General features: G+C 44.7%; 27 protein-coding genes. 4 read left to right on the top strand and 23 right to left on the bottom strand.

Annotated elements, in window-relative coordinates:
- Positions 1-425: 425 nt before the first annotated feature.
- Both E4N65_RS00355 and E4N65_RS00350 read left to right on the top strand, forming a co-directional pair.
- Positions 426-668, top strand: a complete 243-nt coding sequence (locus E4N65_RS00355; RefSeq protein WP_253673499.1) for a DUF6364 family protein — start codon at positions 426-428, stop codon at positions 666-668.
- On the top strand, positions 649-1056 hold the full coding sequence (locus E4N65_RS00350; RefSeq protein ID WP_253673498.1) for a PIN domain-containing protein: 408 nt from the start codon (positions 649-651) through the stop codon (positions 1054-1056). The genes E4N65_RS00355 and E4N65_RS00350 overlap by 20 nt, the downstream gene beginning before the upstream one ends.
- Before the next feature lie 25 nt (positions 1057-1081).
- On the opposite strand, the gene E4N65_RS00345 is transcribed toward E4N65_RS00350, so the two are convergent.
- From E4N65_RS00345 to E4N65_RS00330, 4 genes are all read right to left on the bottom strand, one after another.
- On the bottom strand, positions 1082-1294 hold the full coding sequence (locus E4N65_RS00345) for a BrnA antitoxin family protein (protein WP_016522635.1): 213 nt from the start codon (positions 1292-1294) through the stop codon (positions 1082-1084).
- A 1-nt stretch (position 1295) separates the two neighbouring features.
- On the bottom strand, positions 1296-1583 hold the full coding sequence (locus E4N65_RS00340) for a BrnT family toxin (protein WP_253673497.1): 288 nt from the start codon (positions 1581-1583) through the stop codon (positions 1296-1298).
- 506 nt (positions 1584-2089) lie between these two features.
- On the bottom strand, positions 2090-3484 hold the full coding sequence (locus E4N65_RS00335) for a tyrosine-type recombinase/integrase (protein ID WP_253673496.1): 1395 nt from the start codon (positions 3482-3484) through the stop codon (positions 2090-2092).
- A gap of 66 nt (positions 3485-3550) precedes the next feature.
- The gene (locus tag E4N65_RS00330) at positions 3551-3928 is read right to left on the bottom strand and encodes a YjcQ family protein (RefSeq protein ID WP_253673495.1); all 378 of its coding nucleotides are present in this window, start codon (positions 3926-3928) and stop codon (positions 3551-3553) included.
- 142 nt (positions 3929-4070) lie between these two features.
- On the opposite strand from E4N65_RS00330, the gene E4N65_RS00325 reads away from it, so the two are divergent.
- On the top strand, positions 4071-4559 hold the full coding sequence (locus E4N65_RS00325) for a hypothetical protein (RefSeq protein WP_253673494.1): 489 nt from the start codon (positions 4071-4073) through the stop codon (positions 4557-4559).
- On the top strand, positions 4556-5056 hold the full coding sequence (locus E4N65_RS00320; protein ID WP_253673493.1) for a hypothetical protein: 501 nt from the start codon (positions 4556-4558) through the stop codon (positions 5054-5056). Before E4N65_RS00325 ends, E4N65_RS00320 begins: the two co-directional genes overlap by 4 nt.
- On the opposite strand, the gene E4N65_RS00315 is transcribed toward E4N65_RS00320, so the two are convergent.
- From E4N65_RS00315 to E4N65_RS00225, 19 genes are all read right to left on the bottom strand, one after another.
- Positions 5053-8922 (bottom strand): phage tail protein, encoded by a 3870-nt coding sequence (locus tag E4N65_RS00315; RefSeq protein WP_253673492.1) that lies wholly within the window; start codon positions 8920-8922, stop codon positions 5053-5055. The two genes, E4N65_RS00320 and E4N65_RS00315, sit on opposite strands and share 4 nt — an antisense overlap.
- Positions 8900-9274, bottom strand: a complete 375-nt coding sequence (locus E4N65_RS00310; RefSeq protein ID WP_162664440.1) for an NlpC/P60 family protein — start codon at positions 9272-9274, stop codon at positions 8900-8902. Before E4N65_RS00310 ends, E4N65_RS00315 begins: the two co-directional genes overlap by 23 nt.
- A gap of 18 nt (positions 9275-9292) precedes the next feature.
- Positions 9293-9754, bottom strand: coding sequence for a hypothetical protein (locus tag E4N65_RS00305; RefSeq protein WP_253673491.1), 462 nt, complete (start codon positions 9752-9754; stop codon positions 9293-9295).
- Positions 9751-10086, bottom strand: a complete 336-nt coding sequence (locus E4N65_RS00300) for a hypothetical protein (protein WP_016519277.1) — start codon at positions 10084-10086, stop codon at positions 9751-9753. The genes E4N65_RS00305 and E4N65_RS00300 overlap by 4 nt, the downstream gene beginning before the upstream one ends.
- Entirely contained in the window at positions 10083-12740 is a 2658-nt protein-coding gene (locus E4N65_RS00295; RefSeq protein WP_253673490.1) for a hypothetical protein, read from the bottom strand. The genes E4N65_RS00300 and E4N65_RS00295 overlap by 4 nt, the downstream gene beginning before the upstream one ends.
- Positions 12740-13321, bottom strand: a complete 582-nt coding sequence (locus E4N65_RS00290; protein WP_253673488.1) for a Gp15 family bacteriophage protein — start codon at positions 13319-13321, stop codon at positions 12740-12742. Before E4N65_RS00290 ends, E4N65_RS00295 begins: the two co-directional genes overlap by 1 nt.
- A gap of 9 nt (positions 13322-13330) precedes the next feature.
- On the bottom strand, positions 13331-13852 hold the full coding sequence (locus tag E4N65_RS00285) for a hypothetical protein (protein WP_253673486.1): 522 nt from the start codon (positions 13850-13852) through the stop codon (positions 13331-13333).
- 26 nt (positions 13853-13878) lie between these two features.
- The gene (locus E4N65_RS00280) at positions 13879-14268 is read right to left on the bottom strand and encodes a phage tail terminator protein (RefSeq protein ID WP_162664446.1); all 390 of its coding nucleotides are present in this window, start codon (positions 14266-14268) and stop codon (positions 13879-13881) included.
- A complete protein-coding gene (locus E4N65_RS00275) occupies positions 14246-14605 on the bottom strand; it encodes a minor capsid protein (RefSeq protein WP_253673484.1) in 360 nt (119 codons plus the stop codon). Before E4N65_RS00275 ends, E4N65_RS00280 begins: the two co-directional genes overlap by 23 nt.
- Positions 14602-14937 (bottom strand): putative minor capsid protein, encoded by a 336-nt coding sequence (locus E4N65_RS00270; RefSeq protein ID WP_253673481.1) that lies wholly within the window; start codon positions 14935-14937, stop codon positions 14602-14604. Before E4N65_RS00270 ends, E4N65_RS00275 begins: the two co-directional genes overlap by 4 nt.
- Positions 14938-14948: 11 nt before the next feature.
- Positions 14949-15287, bottom strand: a complete 339-nt coding sequence (locus E4N65_RS00265) for a hypothetical protein (RefSeq protein WP_253673479.1) — start codon at positions 15285-15287, stop codon at positions 14949-14951.
- Between the two features lie 7 nt (positions 15288-15294).
- Positions 15295-15582: a hypothetical protein gene (locus tag E4N65_RS00260; RefSeq protein WP_044015298.1), complete on the bottom strand. Its 288-nt coding sequence runs from the start codon at positions 15580-15582 to the stop codon at positions 15295-15297.
- Between the two features lie 65 nt (positions 15583-15647).
- Positions 15648-16517: a hypothetical protein gene (locus E4N65_RS00255; protein ID WP_044015300.1), complete on the bottom strand. Its 870-nt coding sequence runs from the start codon at positions 16515-16517 to the stop codon at positions 15648-15650.
- Between the two features lie 20 nt (positions 16518-16537).
- Entirely contained in the window at positions 16538-17092 is a 555-nt protein-coding gene (locus tag E4N65_RS00250; protein WP_253673477.1) for a phage scaffolding protein, read from the bottom strand.
- A gap of 137 nt (positions 17093-17229) precedes the next feature.
- Complete coding sequence (locus tag E4N65_RS00245; protein WP_253673474.1) at positions 17230-17718, bottom strand: hypothetical protein; 489 nt, start codon at positions 17716-17718, stop codon at positions 17230-17232.
- The gene (locus E4N65_RS00240) at positions 17715-18236 is read right to left on the bottom strand and encodes a DUF5662 family protein (RefSeq protein WP_235619659.1); all 522 of its coding nucleotides are present in this window, start codon (positions 18234-18236) and stop codon (positions 17715-17717) included. Before E4N65_RS00240 ends, E4N65_RS00245 begins: the two co-directional genes overlap by 4 nt.
- 6 nt (positions 18237-18242) lie before the next feature.
- Positions 18243-18692, bottom strand: a complete 450-nt coding sequence (locus E4N65_RS00235; RefSeq protein WP_253673472.1) for a M15 family metallopeptidase — start codon at positions 18690-18692, stop codon at positions 18243-18245.
- Between the two features lie 2 nt (positions 18693-18694).
- Positions 18695-19387, bottom strand: a complete 693-nt coding sequence (locus tag E4N65_RS00230) for a hypothetical protein (protein WP_253673470.1) — start codon at positions 19385-19387, stop codon at positions 18695-18697.
- Positions 19388-19390: 3 nt separating this feature from the next.
- A complete protein-coding gene (locus E4N65_RS00225) occupies positions 19391-19918 on the bottom strand; it encodes a hypothetical protein (protein ID WP_253673468.1) in 528 nt (175 codons plus the stop codon).
- Between the last annotated feature and the right edge of the window lie 6 nt (positions 19919-19924).

Below are 19924 nucleotides of genomic sequence, written 5' to 3'. Positions count from 1 at the left end.
ATCAAAGTAAATGTATCAGACAAATCGACAACTCCGAGACGCAAGGTGCAGGGGTTGTCGATTGCTATATGCTATGGTGATCATTAGTGATGAGTGTTGCATCATTTCTTCTTGCTAATACGGCATAATACATCTATTACTTGTTGCGCTATAGTTCTATTTTCAGCTTTTGTAACGTATGAAATTTTTCTATAAATATCTTCAGGACATTCTCTGACTTGCAATACAGACATCCCCCCCCCTCAAAAGTCAAGAGGAAAATTCAAGATAGGCAGGGCAAATATAACGGAAATACTTAAAGCAGACGTATTCTTTCTATATGAAATTTCGGAGGTGTAAGGGGAGCAGCAGTAAGGTTAGCGAGAAAGTTCGATTCCTTGACAATTATTACGTGTATTATTATATTTTATACGTAGGAGAAGGCTATGCAAAAAAAACTGACACTTAATATCGATGATGAACTCATTAACTTCGCCCATACGTATTCCCGTCAAAACGGTTTGTCCATCTCAAAGTTATTTGAACAGTATTTAAGCAAATTAAAAACAAATAATCAAACACAGCCGCTCCAGTCAAAGGTGCAGGCTTTATACGGAATATTTCATAACTCACCCATTCCGGATAAAACCGAATTAAGGCAAATATTCAATGAAAAAAGTGCTCATTGATTTAAATATCATTCTTGATTTTTTAAACAAACGAAATTTTCATCAAGAAGCTGCGCGACTCATTAATATGTGCGCTGAAAGTGTATTAACGGGGTACATTTGTGCACATGAAGTTACAACATTATCATATTTTTTATTCAAAGAACAAAAAGATAAAAATAAAGTAGTGACTACTATTTCAACATTGTTTGATATTTTTCAGATTATTCCAATTGATGAAACAATACTGAAAGCTTCATTACTATCACCAATAACGGATTATGAAGACGCAGTAATCGAAGTCAGTGCCGTTAAATTCAATATTGATTATATACTTTCCCGTAATATTTCCGATTTTAAATTATCACGCATTCCGACATACACACCTGAGCAGTTCTTTTTGTTGTGATAGGGAATGGATATGACAGTACCGTCTATTCCCGAAATGCAACTTCCAAGTGTCTTTTTTCTTTTACACAATCCTTTAGATAATAATTAATTATATTCTGATACGGCATACCTGTTTCCTCTGCCATATTTTTAAAATAATTGATTACTTCGTCATCAAGACGGATGGTAATCTGTTTCTTTAATTTATCTGCATAGGGATTTTTGATTCCGTTTGAAAAATCATAATCGTCTCTCATATTAATTACCTCCGTATTGTTTTGATTCCTGCAAATTTGCTTTTCTTGCAGAAATTATTCTGATTCTGTCATTTTCTCTATAGCAATGACAAACGAGCAGCATATGCATTTCTGAACTCAAACCAAGCATAATAAACCTATCTTCATCTATATTTGAATGATCAGGATCTGCAATCAATAGTGCATTTTCATCATAGAATACGGTTTTTGCTTCCTCAAAAGTTACTTTGTGCTTTGCGTAATTCAAATCTGCTTTTACCGGATCCCATTCAAAAATTATTGAATCCATAATTATATTATAATTACCCCTTTGCTTTCGTCAATATAAAAAAGCTGCTCCATGATCTGCCGATTATCGATGTAATACCGTATGATAACTTCGGTAAAGGGAACTTGAAGCTACGGAAACAAAATTATCAAACTGCCGGATATCTTGTTTTTGCGATGATGAGACTGTTTGTCCGCAATTAATTCTTAATTGTGCACCAAGGAAAAATGCTAAAAGATAGGCAAAAACGCTCGTTTTTGGGCGTTTTTAGTACATATTTTTAACTCGTTATCTTACACTTTGTCTTACAAAAACATTGTGTTCTCTAACTGTCTTTATACTAAGCTATGTGCGCGCTCTTGTCAAGCATGATTTTGTGTTTTTGGTATCTTTTTGATAATTTTTATCGGTTTTTAGGCCTTTTCAGCTTCTTTTGCAAACTGTTTGCATATATCTTGCCTGTCAGGCGTATCCGGTACCGTTCAGTAGGTGAGAACTTTGTATGTGTTAAGCCGTTCTATAGCTGTCTACGCTGCAAGACGCTCAATATCGGCAGCCGCCTGATACTTCAACCGCTCCATATCAGGGGTGTAGTGGTCGGTATAGCGGTGTACTTCTACTATACTGTCATGCCGCGTCAGAAACCGGAGTTGCTCTTCCGAATATCCGGCCATGCGTAAAAAAGTCGCGAATGTATGCCGATAGCTGTGAATGGTTAAGTTCGTTTTTTTTATGCTGAGCTTAATCATTGTCTTGTTAAAATTCTTGCTGATACTTTCGTAACAGAGTGGGGTATACGCATTTTTTGCGGAGCTAAAAACAAACGCTGTCGGTATGTCTTTAAAAGGGCTTTTTTCGATGTGCGCTAGCAGCTTTGCCGCAAGATCGGGAGAGATGGGGACAAGGTCGCGCCGTTCCGTTTTAGTGCTCTTGATCCGCTTTCCCGCCCTGCAATAGTTCTTATCAATCTTGAGTACATAGCCTTGCTCTGTTTTTATAACGTCCTGCATCTGGAGCGCTTGCAACTCTCCGATACGGCAGCCGGTTTTAAAAAGTAGTTCATTTATCAGCCGGAATGTTTCCGAACCGAAAGGGTTATCATCGGCATTAAAAAGCCGCTGTATCTCTTCTGTTTTGAAAATTGCTTTTTCTGCTTCTTTCTTGGCTTTCTTTCGTGTGTTTTTTGAAACAGGGGTTATCTGCTGCGCAACATCCCGGGCAAGCAGAGTGTTCCGATAGGCAAAATGCAGGGCTTGAATAAAAATATAGCTGATATTTTTCATCGTCTGCTCTTTGAGCTTACCGGCATTTCTAATCGCGCCGAGCATAGCGTCAATCTTTGCGCCGGTGATTTCGATAAGCGGGCAAGAAGGTATATTAGCGGCATATTTTTTCAGTATTCCGGTTGACTGACGGAAACGTTCAGGGTTCGGTGGTGTTTCGCCTTTGCTGATGCGTTCTTTTATATCAGGACTTTCATCATAGTTCCAATACAACAAGAGATAATCATAAAAGGTAAGTGTTGGAAGCTGATCAAGCAGCGGCTTAACCTCTTCCGGCGCATCTTCGTACTCTGCTGCTGATACGGAATATGGCCGCTGTGTGTTTTTACTACATTGGGTACCCTGCAACGCTTGAGCGATAGCATCTTGACAGGCTGCCTGTACCAGCGCCGCTATTTCAGTATTAAGCGGACGCTTTTCATTGGAAAGCGTTATCATTGAAACATTCTTAACCCATTCGGTGTACTCTGTCGCAATACCGCTATCAAACTCCATCGCCCGCCGATAGGCGATGAGTAGTGCTTCATTCCGGTCTTTTGTGCCGGTGCTTTTGGCAGTACAATACCGCTTGTTTTTGTAATCATACATCTGTGTCTGATAAATGCCGTTCCGTTTGTGCATACTCCACGGTTTACGCATAAGGGATACCTCCTAAAAGTAGACATTCCCTCCCGATGCGCATATCGGCATAAGGTGCGATATTCTTTATGGAACTATAGCATCTTTCACTTCTTTAACCGTTTTGAATGCGTTCCACATCCGCACCATCATGGTATTTTCCGCTAAATACTGTAATCCTTGAAGCGTCAAACTGACTTCCGATATGTCAATATCGACCTCGCCGTTTATATAATCGTCAATTCTTACGCCGGTAATATAACCGGCATCATTAAGCATTTTGATATAGGCGTTCCATCGATTTTCGGTAATTTTGAGCGCTTTGGGGCTAATTTCTTTTTCGGCGTCAAAATCTTCATAGTCAAGGCCTTTTTCAAGCCGGTTAAGAAGGGTATAAATTGTTTTAAATGCCTTTGTCATATTGGCATTGTAACATACAACCGTATTTTTTGCAGTGTTTTTCATAAAGACCTCCGCGTAGTTATGTAAGTTCTTCGTTCATACCCCTATAGTCAGGCTGGAGGCAAGAGAACCGGTGCTATAAGCGCAAAATAAGCCCTTGCGCTCCCGCCTTTCTCGCGCTATACTATCAAATGAGGTGCGTTGTATGAAAAAGATTTACAGTTTAATCATTGTCTTTTGTATGTTTTATACATCCCTCGCTGCTACTGAATTTGAAAAACTGTATTATATCGATAAGTTTGATGATAAAACCAATGAATGGTATCTCTGTTCTGAACCGATTTTTGGAACGTCTCCCAATACATTTGGCGGTGTAACAGAATTTAGGGCTAATCTATGTGTAGATGAAGAGGACGTATTTTTTATAGTAAAAAGGCTCAATGGTGACAAATATTCCGGTGATGGAACCGTTTATGTAAAATTAAACAATGGTGAGACAAAATCTTTTTCTGTAAAAAATCATTCTAGCCAGTTCTATATAAGCGATAAAGAACAGGAAGAATTTAGAGCTTTACTTTTGCATGAAAATTCAATAAGAGTTGTTATTGAAATAGATTATATGGATTATAAATTTAAGCTCGGAACGATTGATTTAACGAACTTACATACTATATTGAAGGAAGGTCAAGAATGAAAAAACTTGCTGTTTTATTGCTGCTGGTCTTAGCGCTGGCGGGGTGTCAAATGTATAAAACAAAAGACACCATCATTGAAAATAAATCTGATTATGCTGCAACAGTTGATGCAAGAAATTTTAAAGAGGATGAAAAACAAATTTTATCTTATAAATTTACAGTAGATTCAGGTAAATCCCTTTTGTTGCCTATGTACGATAATGGTGATGTTTCGCTTGTGAGTATTGGGCGTAATTATTTGAATAAAGTTACTGATACGCGCTATGAGATTTTAAATGCTCAACCTGTTACCTTTACTATTTATAATACAATTGACAAAAAAATAAGGGTATCAGATATACACAATTTGTTTGATGCCCAAACGCTTAATGAAGGGCAAACGTCTTCTGCACAGATATTTAATCCTCAGAAAATACAGCCGCTTGCAGTTTCTATTCCCGATAACATTATTTTAAAGGTGGATATCCAAGGTAAAAAAATCATCATAAAGTACTAAGGACTGATACATAAAATTTTTGTATCCCCAAACAAAGGATGCTTGTAGGTATAAAGACTTCCTGTTTCGCCTGGAACAGCAGGTAAGTTTTTGATTTTCATTGTGGTACCACCTGCATTTGCACTGAGCAAAATGTTTTTAGGAACTCGTTGATCAAGCAAGAGACCTTCTCGTACAAGGCGCGTATCAGAACTTGACAATATTTCGACATATTCATATCTAAATGCTTTTTCGTATGTGTATAAGTACAGTTGATAACAATCTTCATCAACCGTAACATCAATCCACACGGTTGTATTTCCTACTTGCATTGGGTATTTACTTGTTTCGTTCCTGCTAGCAATGTAGCGCAGACTAGCCATGAACAAGTCAATATTCTTGTTTTTATCTATGCATTCAAAATAAAACGCTCCATATTTTGAATATACTGATTTTAAACTTTCATTTGTATTAATAGCTACTTCCTTGGTCTTTGATATTGTTTTCTTTATCTCAAAAACAGGGGTATTGATAGCTCCTGAAAAGACACCGTTTACTAATACCGCATTTTCCAACGTCGCATTTTTCGCGAAGACATTACCCGCGGTATCAACTTTGAATATCTCCTCTCCCTTGTTTTTTATCTTCAACCCATTATCTTTATCAAACCATGCTTCAAAATCCTGATGTGTTGTATCGTCGCTATCGATGTGCAGCTTTTGTACAATCAGCTTTTCAGTAAACGTCTTTTTTGCGGCTAATTCAAGGACGTTGATATAGTCTGCTTTAAGCTTACCATTTACAAAAATATTATCGGACTTGAACTGTATCTGATCCGCTTCAAGGCTTATTTGACTTGCCAGCAAGGCGGCGCGGCGGGCGTCTTCCCAGAGCGGTTTTATCGCAGCTCCGGCATCCGGTTTAATGCCGTAATAGTCGGTATCTTTTACCTTGGCGTATACGGCGTTAACCTTTTCAAGCGAGCTTGCTTTTATGAGTTTTTCGCGGGTTGCCTCGTCAATCATAACGGGGAGGTTGAGGGTTAATGCCATCTGCCCCGTTGCCCCGCCGCCTTTTACGAGGGCGTGGATTGCCCCTGCCTGCACGTTTAAAAGGGCGGTAAGCTCGCGGCGCATATCGTCGGCTTTTGCAAGGATTTCGTCTTTGGTAATGCCGATATAGGATTGTAAGCCCTCTTCCGTGTCCGATACCTTCAAAAGGATTTCGTCCTTGGTAATGGATAATCCGTCCTTGGCGTTGCGGGCGTCCTCGTCCATCTTATCAATCAAATTTTCAAGAGAGGTTCCGTACCCGTTCAGTTGAAAGACATCGGAAAAAGTATCGCCGCGGGCTATTACGTCAATCGCTGCTTGCGCGGCTTTTGCGGCCGCTTCGAGGGCGGCTTGCTTTACCGCTTGCTCGTTTACCTTTTTCAATTCGTCGCGGGTTACGTATCCTTTATCGGAAGGGTGCGGCTTGGGGTTGCCGTCGGGGATATCGGTAATATTACTTTTATACTCCGGCAGCGCCCCATATTCGTAAAGAGCGGGGTTGTAGTCTTTTAAGGTTAAGCTATAGCCGTGGTCTGCCGGTTCTATGTTTACGATTTTCATTGTACGGGTAACCGCCTGAAATCCGCCGTCCGTGTCGAGGATACCGAAACTTAATACATCGCCTGAATGCGGAATACTATCGGCAGACTGGCGCACTTTTGAAACGACTTTGAGCGTGTCGGTTTTTCCGACGCCTGCAACTTCAACGGCACAAATACCATGCCCTTTATTATCGATACAGTGAATAAGAACGCCGCATCGTTTCCCTTCCGGAAAATCGACACACCCGTCAAGGGTGATTGTTTTTAATAAGCCGCCCCACCATGTAACCTCTTTTACCACTGCATGAGAAAGGCCGACGGGCAAGGCTCTATGCTGTACTTCAACGCGGCTAAAAAGCGGATAGTATGCGCCCTCCGCTCCAACCTTTACGACGACGGTACGGGGGTGCGCTGCTTCTTCCGCCATCTGCCGCCAGACGTATTTATACGCCATCTTATAATCGGTGATATACTTTAAGGCGGTTATGCTGATGGTGTCGGTTTCGGGGTTATACTCTTTACCGCTTCGCATAAAAACGACACTATCGGCGTCGTATCCTGCGTCTCGGTTTATGTAGGTAACTTTTTTACCGTCGGTTTTTCGTTTAAAGTCCTTGCTTGTCTGTATGCTGATAATGTTTTCGCTGTTAAGAAGCGCAACCGAATATGGCCGGCCGTTATCGATTGCCGCTTCAATCTTGCCGGTAAACTCGTTATAGATTAAGGCAGCGTTTCCGTTTTGACAGAGGGTATCGATCGTGTTTTTCTTTTTCTCACCGCGGGTGATAACGCCATCGGCATAAAATCCTTCTTTTTCGCAGTACTCATACCATGCGCCGAAAGAAGCTAAGTCAAGTTCATCGTCGGCGTATCGGCTCGGCTTATGGTGGGGGCTGGTAAGGATTTCAAGCACCCATGAAGCGAGGTTCCGTGTCGGCACTTTTGCATCGCTCCAGCTCTTTGCGGTTTTATCCCAGACGCGGGCGATGCCGGATTGAATAACGGAAAAGCTATCGAGCATATCGGCGGTGTTCTCGTTTGCGACAACACGAATACCGACCCTTGTACATTTGTCGCGCTTGTCGGCTTCTAACAGTTGCGCGGCGACTAAGGTATCTTTGTTTGATTTTTTCGCATCGTAGCAGGTCGTCTGCACGGCTAAAAGGATTACATTTTCTTGACTGTTACTCTTTGCCTTGGGGGTAACGCGCTTAACTCTCACGCTGATTTTCTTGCCATAACTTTGGGAAGCGGTAAAGGTTTGCGTTGCGCAATAGCGCATCTGTTTTTTCGTATTATACTCGAATGTATTTGAGGCGGTGCCGTTCTGGACAAACCCTGAATCAAACGGTGTCCATACAGGTTCCGCATCTTCGGGGTTGTTTGTCCATTCTACCTGAAGGGTTACGCTTTGTGCTTTCCACACATCCTCTTCAAACTTACGGAGGCCGTCAAAAAGAACAATAACCTCTACCGCCATAGGGTTTGATGCTAATTCCTGAACGACGCCCGCTTTCCATTCTTTTTCAATGCGCGCGTTCTCTTCCGCATCCTCCCCTGCGTGTTCGTGCGGGATTTGCTTATTTACGCTTACGCCGATAATCTTTTTATTAAAGGCATCGATGGCAAAATCTCCGGTCTGCCTAATTTCGATACGGTTACGGCTATCATAATAGGTACCGGCATCAAAATTGAATACGCCGTTTTGCGGGGTTTCGGTGTTCCACGTTTTAACGGACGTGTTTTTCATTTGAAGCTTTTTAATAAGAATATCATTAAAGCCGCATTCTAAAACCAGATTTAAATACTGATCCTCTCCGCGCACTCCTTCAATGGTGTAGTGCGGAGGGCATAAAAGGTAGGGAGTGAATAACGATTCGCCGATAGTGTACGGGAAATACTGACCGGTTGCGGCTCTATTTTGTGCGCCTTTAACAAAAGGGAGACGCTCTATAGCGTTCTTTGCCTTTGTGTTTTTCTGCGCTTTTTGCATTTCTTCAAGTTCCAGTTGCTGATTATAAAGCGCCGCGCCGACGGCGACACCGGCTGCAATACCGGCAACGGCAAGCACGACAGAAACTGCAATCAGAGCTGAAACGGGATCTTTGGGCAGTTTTCTGATAAAGATAATGTCATCATCCTGCGCTTCATAATCGCATGGAATTGCCTTGCCTGCTTTTAAAATAAGTGCGTGTTCCCAGTCGATATTGTTAAGCACATCTTTTAAAACGCCGTTCGCTTCATACGTTGTTACGTCTTGCCCGATGCTATTATAAACGTGTATCAATGCCATAAATGCCCCTTATTTTAAAAGTTCCGATGCGATTAACTCGACAGCCGAGCCGCGTCATGTGAATAAATTCGGTTTCGTTTAAACAGACGCCGAGATGTAAATCTGTCCCCGATTCCGTGTGTGTTTCCATCTCTAAAAGCGCGCCCTCTTTTGGCGTGTCGATTTTATGCACGTTAAGCGTCGGCGCATAAAGATGGCTTAAATGTACGCTGTGATCTTCATAGTACACGTCGTCTAAGCGGTACCCCGCGCGGCGGGCGACTTCGATACAAAGACCGTAACAGTCATACCCTGATTTATCCCGCCCGTGGTCTTTATACGATGCACCGATTAAATCGTTTACTTCTATCATACTACTATAGTCATGCTTTTACGCGTTTCCGCGGTTATTGTCGGCGTCAAATATAAACGGTGGGAAATTCATTTCAAGCCTATCATCGTTGGTAAACGAGATAACGACTTTTAAACCGTTGTCGGTGGTAACCGTTCCGTATTGATGGTGAAAATAGCGGATCGGTGTTATATCCCCTGCGGCGTCGAGTACACCGATAACGTCAACGGTGAATAGCTCATCGCTTGCCTCTACCATATCGAGGGCGCATGTTTTAACGCCGGTGATTTCAAGGGTTCCGTTCTGTAGGACGCCGCCGACTGTTTTAGGGCGGGTATATTTAAAGGCGCTTGCTTCATACGTTATCCCGTGATAGGTTACGTCTTCATTATTATTGATATAGTGCGCCGCCCCGACGTTCGGATGGTGGATTGTAATTAAATACGGCAGGGCATACGCACCGCCAGAGGATAGCGATTGAAAAAGTTCAGCCTTTGTCATACTTCTATCCATTCCATCGATATCGTTTTATACGCTTGCCCCTCAATCGTCGGCGGGCTATCCATCCGGTATACTGTTTGCACTGCCGATCCTTCGAGGTTCGGCGCGCTAAAGGGTTGACCGTTACCGCCGAGGGTTTTGGTGTACCATTCGTCAAAAATTTGAGCCTGCGCCCGTGTTACGGAGCAAGATACGGCATACTTGCGCTTTACCACCGTATTTTTCTGCCATGCGACGACGCGCCCTGAATCATATTGCTGCTTTACGGCATTATCGACGTATCCGGTTTGAACGCCGTACAGTTTTGTAATGGGAAAAGGGAATGTAATCATTGAATATTTACCCCTGCGCTTCGTGCTTGCATACCGGCAAAGCCTTTATCATACGTGCCGTCTGCAAAGCCTTTATTGATATGCTTATCGATAATTTCTATAAAGACTTCTCCGTTTTGCTCTTGGGCATACGCGCTGACACGGTTTGATTGCGTATTGTTGACGGTGATAGGGAAAGAGGGTTTATATTGCCTCTCTCCGTTCAGCATTGCCCATAATCGTTTCTGCTGCGGAAAGTTTGTAATCATCTCGCCTGAATTAACATTCGCGTTGACGTTGTCTCCGTAATAGCTGGAACCTCCTACTATACCGCCGTGTGCAAAATTCGGAGGTATCGGCTTACTTGCGACGATAGAGGCAATTTGTACCGCGCCTGCTGCGGCGACAATCGGAGCGGTGGCAAGCCCGATAGGAAAGCCGAGCGCAATCGTTTTACTTACCCCCTCGGCAATGTTTGCGACGGCGGCAAGCATAGAAGCCGTCCATTGAAACATCTTAACCTTGTATTCTTCTTGCGCCGCTTTCTTTTTTATCTCTTTCATTTTCGCGGTGTACTCGGTTTCGGACATTTCGCCTTTTTCGTACTTCTCGTCGAGGGCGGCAAGTTCTAGCTTTTGCTCATTCTGAATGGATTCAAGCATCAGCTTTGCGGCATCTTGCGCAACCCGTAGCGCTTGCTGCGTGTACTGATTGACTTGCTCCATAACGGTGCGGGCGCGCTCTATTTTTGCTTGCGCATACTTTTCGTCTATCTCTGCTTTCGCTTTTTCCTTTTCCTCTTCGCTTAAAACCTCGCTTGCATCGATTGCCCGTTTAAGGTCTAAAAGTTGCTGTTGCCGCTCGCGGAATGCCTCTTCTTCGTTTTTTTGCATACCGGCGATTGTCCGTATCTTTTCTTTTTCAAGGGCAATCTCTTTTTCTTTCAACTGTTTTAATAGCTGCTCTTTCGTATATTTTGTATCGTTTCCTTCCTGCGCTTTTTCGATTGTTGCGTCATCTAAGCCCTTTATTTTATCTCGAAGGGTTTTATATTGCGCAAGCTGCTCGTCGAACCCCTCTAGCGGCGTCGGTGCTATTTTCATATCTTTGATGGTGTTCATTACCGCATGGGTTGCTTCAATCGCAGCCTTTAATTTTTTCTCCGCATCCGTTTGTGCATCAACAGCAGCCTTCGCCGCGTTTACCTGCTCAAGCCGCTTTTGTGCAACAGGGAAACCTTCTTTGATTTTCCCTTCCGTGTTCGTGAGTAAGTCGATATAGGATTTTAGATAGACATTGAAAAGGTCTTGAGCCTTGACGTTCTCACCCTTTGCCTTTGCTTCAAGCTCAAGGGCTTTAATGTTATTTTCAAGCTGCTTATTGCTTGCCGCTGCGTAATCGTCGGCGGTCTTTTGTGCTTTCGTTTGATCTTCTGCTGCTTTTGCCGCGGCGTTTTCGGTCGCAATTCTGTCTTTTTCGGCTTTTTCTTTTTGCGCCAACAGTGCCGTTGATTTTTCTAAAAGTTCTTCCTCTTTTTCTCCCAACTTCCCCGCAAGCTCTATTTTTAACTGTAGCTGCTCGATTATTTTTTCAAGCTCTTCAATAGAAGAATCTTCGAGCCTTTTTGTCGGTGTCGCTTTTTCATACCATTTTTCAACCGCTTTATATGCCGCCGCTCCGCTGTCAAGCGCATCATTGGGATCGGGTTTGTACATATCCCGCTTTCGCTGCTTTTCTGCTTCCTTTACAGGGTCATAGTCCATCCGCTCAAGCATATTATGCAAAAAAGCATCGTTATCAGTATTGATAAAGTCAAGCCGTTTTTTTAGCCATTTCATTGCGGCGGCGCCTTTTTCATAAAACCCTTTCCAGAAACGATCCCAAAGATCAACGGCCGGAGCTATGAGGGCGCCGACCATCTCTTTAAAATCTCCCTTTGCATTTTCTGCCTGTTCTTTTACATTAGCAAGTTCAGAGGCTAAGCCGTTATAGTGTTTTGAGATGAGCTTTACCGCGTCTCCGTTTTTAAGTTGTTCGTCTGTAAGATTTTTTATACCTTCAATCTGTCTTCCAAGGGCTCCGGCCTGCCCTGAAAAAGTGGCATTTAAGGTTTGTACCGCGCTTTGTATATCAGTGCCGGTTCCTGCTGCGTAGTCTGCGGCGGCCTTCATAATATCTTTGATTTGCGATTCCGTGCGCCCTGTTGCCGCGAGTTGAGCCATAAGATTAAGGCTTACCTCGTCTCCGATTTCGCTCACCGATTGTAATTCGCTTGCAAATGCTTTTAATCCTGCGACTGCTTGCCCGTCTAAATACGGGTTGTTCCGTGCTGCAACCTCAAGGGCTTTCTCTGCCTTTTCCTGTACCTTGTATGCGTCGGTACATTCCCGCATTATCTCGCCGATTTTCTTTGTTGCGGCGATTGCCCCGACGGCCGCGGCAACGTAGAGACCGTTAGAGGAGGCGGCGTTACTGATTTTATTAGCGAAACCGGAGGCGGTGCTTGACGCTTCCTGCATAGCGGTGTCAAGTTTCTTAAAATTGCCCGCCGTTTTTTTCGTCGTCTTTTCCGCTTCTTTCCCTATCGTCTGGATTTCTTTGTTTATTTTTTTGACGCCTTTTTCAACGCCTTCGGTACCCAGTTCAGTTTTAATTTCTACGCTTCCATCGGGCATTATCTTTTTCCTTTTTTCTTTTTCTGCAAGCCGTTCAGCCTTGCTTCAAACTCGGCAAGAGCGGCATCTTCTTCTTCATCCTTTACTTCAATTTCCCATGCGTCGTGGAGCTTTTGCATTGCGCGGGTGTATTCGTCCTTTTTACCGCTCGTGTTTTCCCAGAGCCTAAAACCGATAACATCATTTAACTTGGTGTCCCGTAAGCCTGCTAACAGTGCGCTAAATTGGTGCCAATGGAGAGGCTCGGTACTTAAATCAATATGATACTGCTGCATAAAGGCGGCATAGATTAAATCGGCGTCAAGGGTGTAATCGAGCACCGGCGCGCCTGCATCCTCGCGCTTACTCTTGCGGGGTAAAGTGTGCGGCGGGTTCATAAAAGCAACAAGCGCCTTTACGCCCGCTATTTTATCGGGGGGTAACTCTTGAATAAACATAAAATCGCAGTCGTTCGGCTTCATGCCTTTCTCATTGAGCACCTGTTCCAAACGGATAAAATAGCGGAAATCGGTATGAATGCGGTAAAAAGCCCCCGAAACTTCTATCGCTTCGGGGAGCTTTGCTTTGGTTAAATCGATCACTAAACGCCCTTAACTTGCGGGGGTGAACGTTTCGCCAGCCCAGTCGCCTTTGATAAACTCGGGCTTGCCGCTTGCAAAGGAAAGAGCGCCGATAACGATTTTATTGAACGAAAGGTCAAAATTGATGCTTTCGTCTACCGTATCCATCTGGCTGATTTTTACCAAGGCGTCAACCTTCCATGCCTTGTACACATCATCGCTGCCGTTTTTCCCTTTCTCTTGGTAAAAAGCGACCATTACATCGCGGTGTGCATTTTCACCCGTCGGCAACTTAAAGAGCATACCGAAAAACTCTTCATAGTCATCGGAGTTTTTCCACATGGTGAGACTCTGCGCAAGGCTCGGCTGATATCCGGTGATTTCTTCTTCCGGTATATCACTTGAAATGTAATCGTAGGTTTTTACCTGCGGATTGGTCGAAAGGGTGAACGTTTTTGATTTTTCAATACGCCGCCAATCGGGTGCGCTGTCGGTTCCTACGTTGACAAACGGCACGACGTGCGTTTTACGTACTAGTTTCTTTTTTGCCATAGTCTTTCTCTTCCTCCTCTTTGGCATTATTCTTCCAGATAACTACAGGCAATCGCTGCGCTGTAGGTGGTAAAGTCTTTATCATCCTTGCCGATAAATTGCGGCAGGGTGAGCGCTTCGCATGTAATGTCTACATCTTCCCCTTCTATCTCCACTCCGTCTAAGGCGCTGGTAATGGTATAAGCATACTCGCGGGCTTTCTCGGCATCTTTACAGCGGATATAGTAGGTAAGATTCCATCTTACGAAGCGTGAGCCGTCGGTATAGCGTTGCTGTGCTGCGGGGGCTGGATCGTGCCGGAGCGCTGCCCCGTCTTTGTCGGCGTAAGGAATAAGGTCGTTATAGACGGTAAAAGGAATGAGCCCTTTTTTTTCAACCCACTGATTAACCCGTTCAGCTATTTTTAAGCATTTCATTAACAAACCTCACCCATTTTGAATGCCATCGTGCCTTTGCCGCCTCGAACCATTTCGCGCACGCATTCGGGTTGCGCTGCTTGCTATGGTCGAATCCCTCCCCGTAATACTGCGCCCGTGCATACGGTGTCTGCCAGATTAAAAGCCCGCTCCCCATCGTTGTATTGATGATTGCCGACTTTTGCAGGACGCTTGTTTCAAGCGGGCAAAAGTAGTTACTGTCTTTAACAACAAGGTAATCAAGATAGCCTTGTACACTTTCAATGCGTTGTACGACATTCGCTTTTATAATCTTACCGTCTTCGGCAAGCCGCTTTACTTTAAATTCGATTGTCATACAAGCGACACCTCCCAATGATGCACCAGCGAACCTCTGCCAGCGGTGTAGCATGGAGTTACGGCGCGGACGGTGTATTGTTGTCCTTGCCAAAATACCGCGCTGTCGGTTTTGGGTATAAACCCGCGCGGTGTGCTGTTTACTCCGTCGATAAAAAGAAGTAATTTGTCGTCCTTTTCTTTACCGACGGTGCCGCGCCTTACACTGTATGCAGGTACTATCCGCACGTGTTCGAGTAAGATGTTTTCTCCATACTCCGCGCCGCCGTCGCGGTTTAACCCGCTTACCTCTTGCACGGTACAGGAATGGATTAAAAGGTGTTTGCCTATCATCGCCTTACCTCCTATCGCACTCCGCCGGTGATATGGCAAAAGAGCTTCAAGTATTCGTACTTTTTCGCTTCAAGGCTCTTTTTTGTGCCGCTCCACGAATAGCCGCCGATACTTTCGCTCGTCGTTACGGTGTCATTGCCGCCTGCCTGATAATCTATTTCAATCATCATACAGATAGCCTTTACGATGCCGTCCGCTTCGCGCTCTACAATAAGACCGTCGTCGTATAACCCTTTGACAAAGAGAACGTTTTTTAGGCGGTATGTGTTAAACTCCGCCTCGGTTGGAATAACCGCTCGTCCTAATGTGTGAGAGTAAAAATCGTAGGTTACTTTGTCAAAGAGTGTCATTGATTGCTTATTCCTTCTTCCCGCCCTTTTTGCCGGGATCGTCTTTCGGCTCCGGCGGTGTCGTGTTGCTGGTATCAGCCGGCGGTTCGGGCGGTGTCGTGTTGCTGGTATCAGCCGGCGGTTCGGGCGGTGTCGTGTTGCTGGTATCAGCCGGCGGTTCGGGCGGTGTCGGTGTTCCGGTTCCGTCGTCTTTCGGCTCCGGCGGTTCGGGCGTTGCCGGCGTTCCGCCCTGTTCCGTTACCGGCTCTTTTTTCTGCTCCGCGCCCTCTTCGGGGATATATCCTACTGTGCGCATCTTTATCGCCTCCTTAATTTATAGAGTGTAAATAAGCGGACGGTTTACCGCCCACCTCTTTTCCATTATGCTGCCGTATGCAGGTAGATACCGTTCTTCTTGTTTTCGTACACGTCGGCAATACCGTACGAACGGTAATTGAACGCCCAGCCGTCGGCAAGCTGATTTTCTTCCGGTCTGAAAATGCTTACAACGACATGCTTTGAAAACTGGATAAGAGCGCTTTTATGAATAATCATAAAGTTGACATCCTTCGCACTTGCGTTCTTTTTGTACCCGCCTTTTTCCTCTCCGCTGCCCTTGCCGTTCAGCTGGTCAATAGCAGTGTAGAACCGCGATTGCGGAGTTTTGACAATGCGGCTTTCAAATGTCGCTAACAGCTCTCTTGACTTGGTGGTATCAAGCGAATGAATAGCGTTGAAATGCGCGGGGGTAAGGAAAAGGTAGCGCCCTTCCTCCGGCACTTCCGCATCATCGAGCGTACCGATCGCCGCGGTAATCGCTTGCATAACAGCCCCACCATCGGCGAGCGTGGCCGCTTTCTTTGTTCCGGCTTTTAATGCGTATTTAGCGAACCGATACGCATCGAGTTCAGGGGTAACCTTGGTACGGATAAACTCGGCGGCAAGGCGGCCAAATGCAACCCCTGCCGTTTCCTCGTTATCCATTGCGTCAACGGTAAAACGCCGCCCGCGGTCAAAGTCGCATTTGACCGTTTCGTTTTTAAGGTCAACACCGCCGGATACATACCCATCATTACGGCTATAGTCGCCGAGTCCGTCCATGTCCAACTTCGGGATGACAAACTCTCCGGCGTTTGCCCCTTGCGTTATCAGCGCGGGGTTTGTTTCCAAAACAGCCGTTTTGGACGAGTATTTGTATACATCGTCAAGCTGATCGATGTACTTCTTAAAGGTAAGAATGTTATTCGCCATGTTCTTTTATTCTCCTTGTATTAGTCTTTTTCAGGCGGTAAGCCCATTACCGCCCGTGCTGCCGCCCGCTCATCGGCTGCGTGCGAGCCGCCTTTCATGCTGCCTTGTACCGGTGGTGCGGGAGCGGTATCGTCGGCAAGGATGTTTTTTTGATCCTTCGTAAGGGCGGCAAATAAATCATCAAGCGATTTCCCCTTCGCCTCTTCACTGCCGAGCTGTTCGGTGAGCTTTGCCGCGAGGGCATCACGGGTAATATCGTTGACAAACTTTTTGCCGCTTAAAAAATCCTTTACTTGCGCGGTTCTCTCAAGGCTTGCGATTTTTGCTGCCGCTTCCTTTTTTGCCGTTTCCGCTTCCGCTTTGTACTTTTCAACATCGGCCTTTATTTGCTCATGGTCTGCAAAGCCTTCAAGCGTTTTATTCGCTTTTTCAAGCTGCGCTTTAGTTTCCTTAGCATCTTCTTGAGCGGCGAGCGTCTTTTGTTTTTCGCGCTCTATGTCCTTGCCGTTCTCTGCCATAATCTGGTCGATAACGGCGGCTTCAAGGTTAAGCCCTTCCAAAAATTCTCGCTTCATACATCTCCTCTTTTATATTCTTCACGTTACGCATCGTTTTACGGCGTTGCTCGCCGATTGTGAGTGCTGATCTTTTTTATTACGCGCCTGTCAGCTTCTGCGCATTACACCTTTATAGTTAGGCTTCCGGTGTGTTTTTACGGTAAAAACGGAAAAAATCTTTTTAATTTTACGATTGCAAAAACGATAGCTCCAACAAGAGCTGTTGAAAGCATTATAACGGTAATTGTCAGCCGGTGGATCGTGTCTTTTTTTTCGTCAATTAGGGCTTGCTTTTCCGCTATTGTTTCGGCCGCCTCTTGCTCGGATTTGTTGTAGGATGTCCGCAAATTCTTCAAGGTATCCCGTTCCGTCTGTAATTGATTGTTTAAGGTGTTCGCTGTTTTCTCTGCTTGCTGTAAGCTCGCCGCTAAGGTTTTCGCTTTGCTCTCTTGCGCCCTCAATCGCTCCGCTAAGCCGCTCGCCTGTAATAGCAGATTCTGCCTGCTTATCGCTAAGTTCTCCGATATGCTCTCTAACCTGATAAGCTCCGTTTCCGTTATCGCGTACTGCTGCTCCAGTGCAGCAGCTGGAAAGAGTAAACAGCAAAAAACAGATAAGGCAAACAATAAAAACATTCTTTTCATTCATTCACCGCTCCTTTTGATTTATCGTATTTTTTTATACACAACCACCGTTCTGTGTTCTCGAAAATCTTACACAGCTGATCCGACAAGCCGAAGCGTTGCTTGTTGATTTCGATAGATTTTAAAACATCGCCATCATTATGCCGTTCACTCGCAGCCTTCCAGTCAAAAAACATTTCAACTAAATCGGCAAGCGTAAAGTCATCTATTCCATTGTCATAATGCTCAGGGTGATGGCTGTTATGAGAATAATGGTGATCAAGAGCCGGTTTTAATTCTGCCAATGCTTGTTTATACTCTTCACTACCATACGTTAAAGCTTTTAACCGCGGTGTCATTTTATCAAAAAACATTTTTTCCGGTTCATGCAATTTCGATTCATCGTGTGTTACAGCCCTGTTTATCAGCTCTTGCAAGAATTGCAAGAGTAAGGCATTAACACGCTTTATGTGTAGCAATGTGTCTTTAGCAGAATCGTATCGCTGCTCATTCATCAACCGCTCCTTGGTGATTCTCATTTGTACCTATCCCTTCATAAGTTCAAAGTGGGGACTATCCCAGCCCTTGCCCCAGACCTGTCCGTATCCGCCGGCACACCAGTCAAGCCCACACTCTTCACCGATAGTGCCGATTTCTTTCCAGACTTGCTCCGGTGCATTCCACCAGACGCGGCCGTCTTTTACCGGTGCAATATCAACGGCATTGCCGCCAAAATGCCTTGACTGCGTTGTCTTTGTTACAATGCGCTTATTCTCGGCTTCAGTTAAAAGGTACAAACCTGCTTTTTTACGCAAGGCGTTCACTTCTTCAAGCGGCTTGCGCCCTTGCGCATAATAGGCCGTCTGCGTATCAACCGTACGATCTGTTTCAAGGACGATTACCTCTATACCGCGCTTTTTCAGTTCTGCTAAAAAAGCGCGTGTCCTCTTCGCAAGTTCTGGCTTGAGCCGGTCAATATCCCGTATCACTCCCATCGTTAAACCTCCTCAATTTTTTTAGCTTCCAGTTCATGGAGCACTTCAAGCAGCGCATCCGCCTGCTTCATTTTCTTTTCTCGCTTTTCTTTGCAAAATTCAACACGGATAGCGTCTCCCAGTTTTTCAAAAAGCGGCTGGTAGGACTCATACATCATTGCCTTGCTCTTTACCTCACGCAAATAAATCGCTGCTGCCCTGCGGGTGAACTCCTTCGCAATTGCGTATGTTTTGCTCTTTTCTATCGGTTCAGGCGGGTGCGCGGTGCATCGTCCCGCGTTGTGTATTTCGCGCTGTAGGTGGCTATAGAGTTCCTCGTTCAGTTGTTCGATATAGCCGTTAACCGTCTGAACGGTTAAATCTTCAAATCCGTTTTTGTACAACCGTTTATTAAGGATCGCCTCTGCTCGGTACATACAACAGGAAAGGCGGCTGATGCCGGTTAATAAATACGATATGTCCGGCAATATATCTTCTGCGCGTTCTTTACGGAGCAGCTCTATCCGCTCGCAGGCATCTTTCATGAGATACATAAGCCCGATTGTGTCTACGGTCTGTTTTTTACCGGCAATCGGAACTTCTAATGTTTGCCCAAAAAGGGTATATTTTCCGCCCTTTTTTATCATTAGAATAAAAGCCAATATGATAACGCCGATGACGATTAGCTCTTTATGCTGGAGTGCCTCTATACTCATGGTTTATTCTACCTTCGGATAGCGCTGTTTTATTTCTGCTATCTTTGCAAGCCATTCTGTTTTTTCCACCTCTCCTCGCATTACCTGCATACCCAGCGGATCCGCTTCTTGTCGATAGGCGGCTTCTCGCTGCTTGTCGATAAAAGCGTTATACTCATCCTTACTGATAAGCCCTGCATCGTACTGTTCTTTTTCAGTCTTTTTGACGACGTAAGCACCCTCGACCTTTTCATCGGCCTTGAGCTGAATAAGACCGGCGGCAACCTTTTCGGCTTCCGTCATATCGACAAAATCCGTACCGGCTTCATTGAGCTTCTTGCCTTCAGGCACCGGGACAAGTCCTTCTTCAACCAACTGCGTAAGCGGCTTTTTAGTCCCTGTCTGTAAGTCAGTGTACATACGGATATCATCGCCGATATTGACCGCACAATTTTCGACGATCCGATACTCAATTGCAGGGTCGTGCTTTTCCGGTATTGCCCCGCAATAGTGTCCTGTAATGATATTGCTTTTGATTTCGATGTATTCCATAACTTC

It is taken from the genome of Treponema sp. OMZ 855 (assembly GCF_024181145.1).
In the GTDB taxonomy this organism is placed as follows: Bacteria; Spirochaetota; Spirochaetia; order Treponematales; family Treponemataceae; genus Treponema.
Note: the sequence above shows the minus strand (reverse complement) of the source record. Positions and strands in the feature narration are given on the sequence as shown.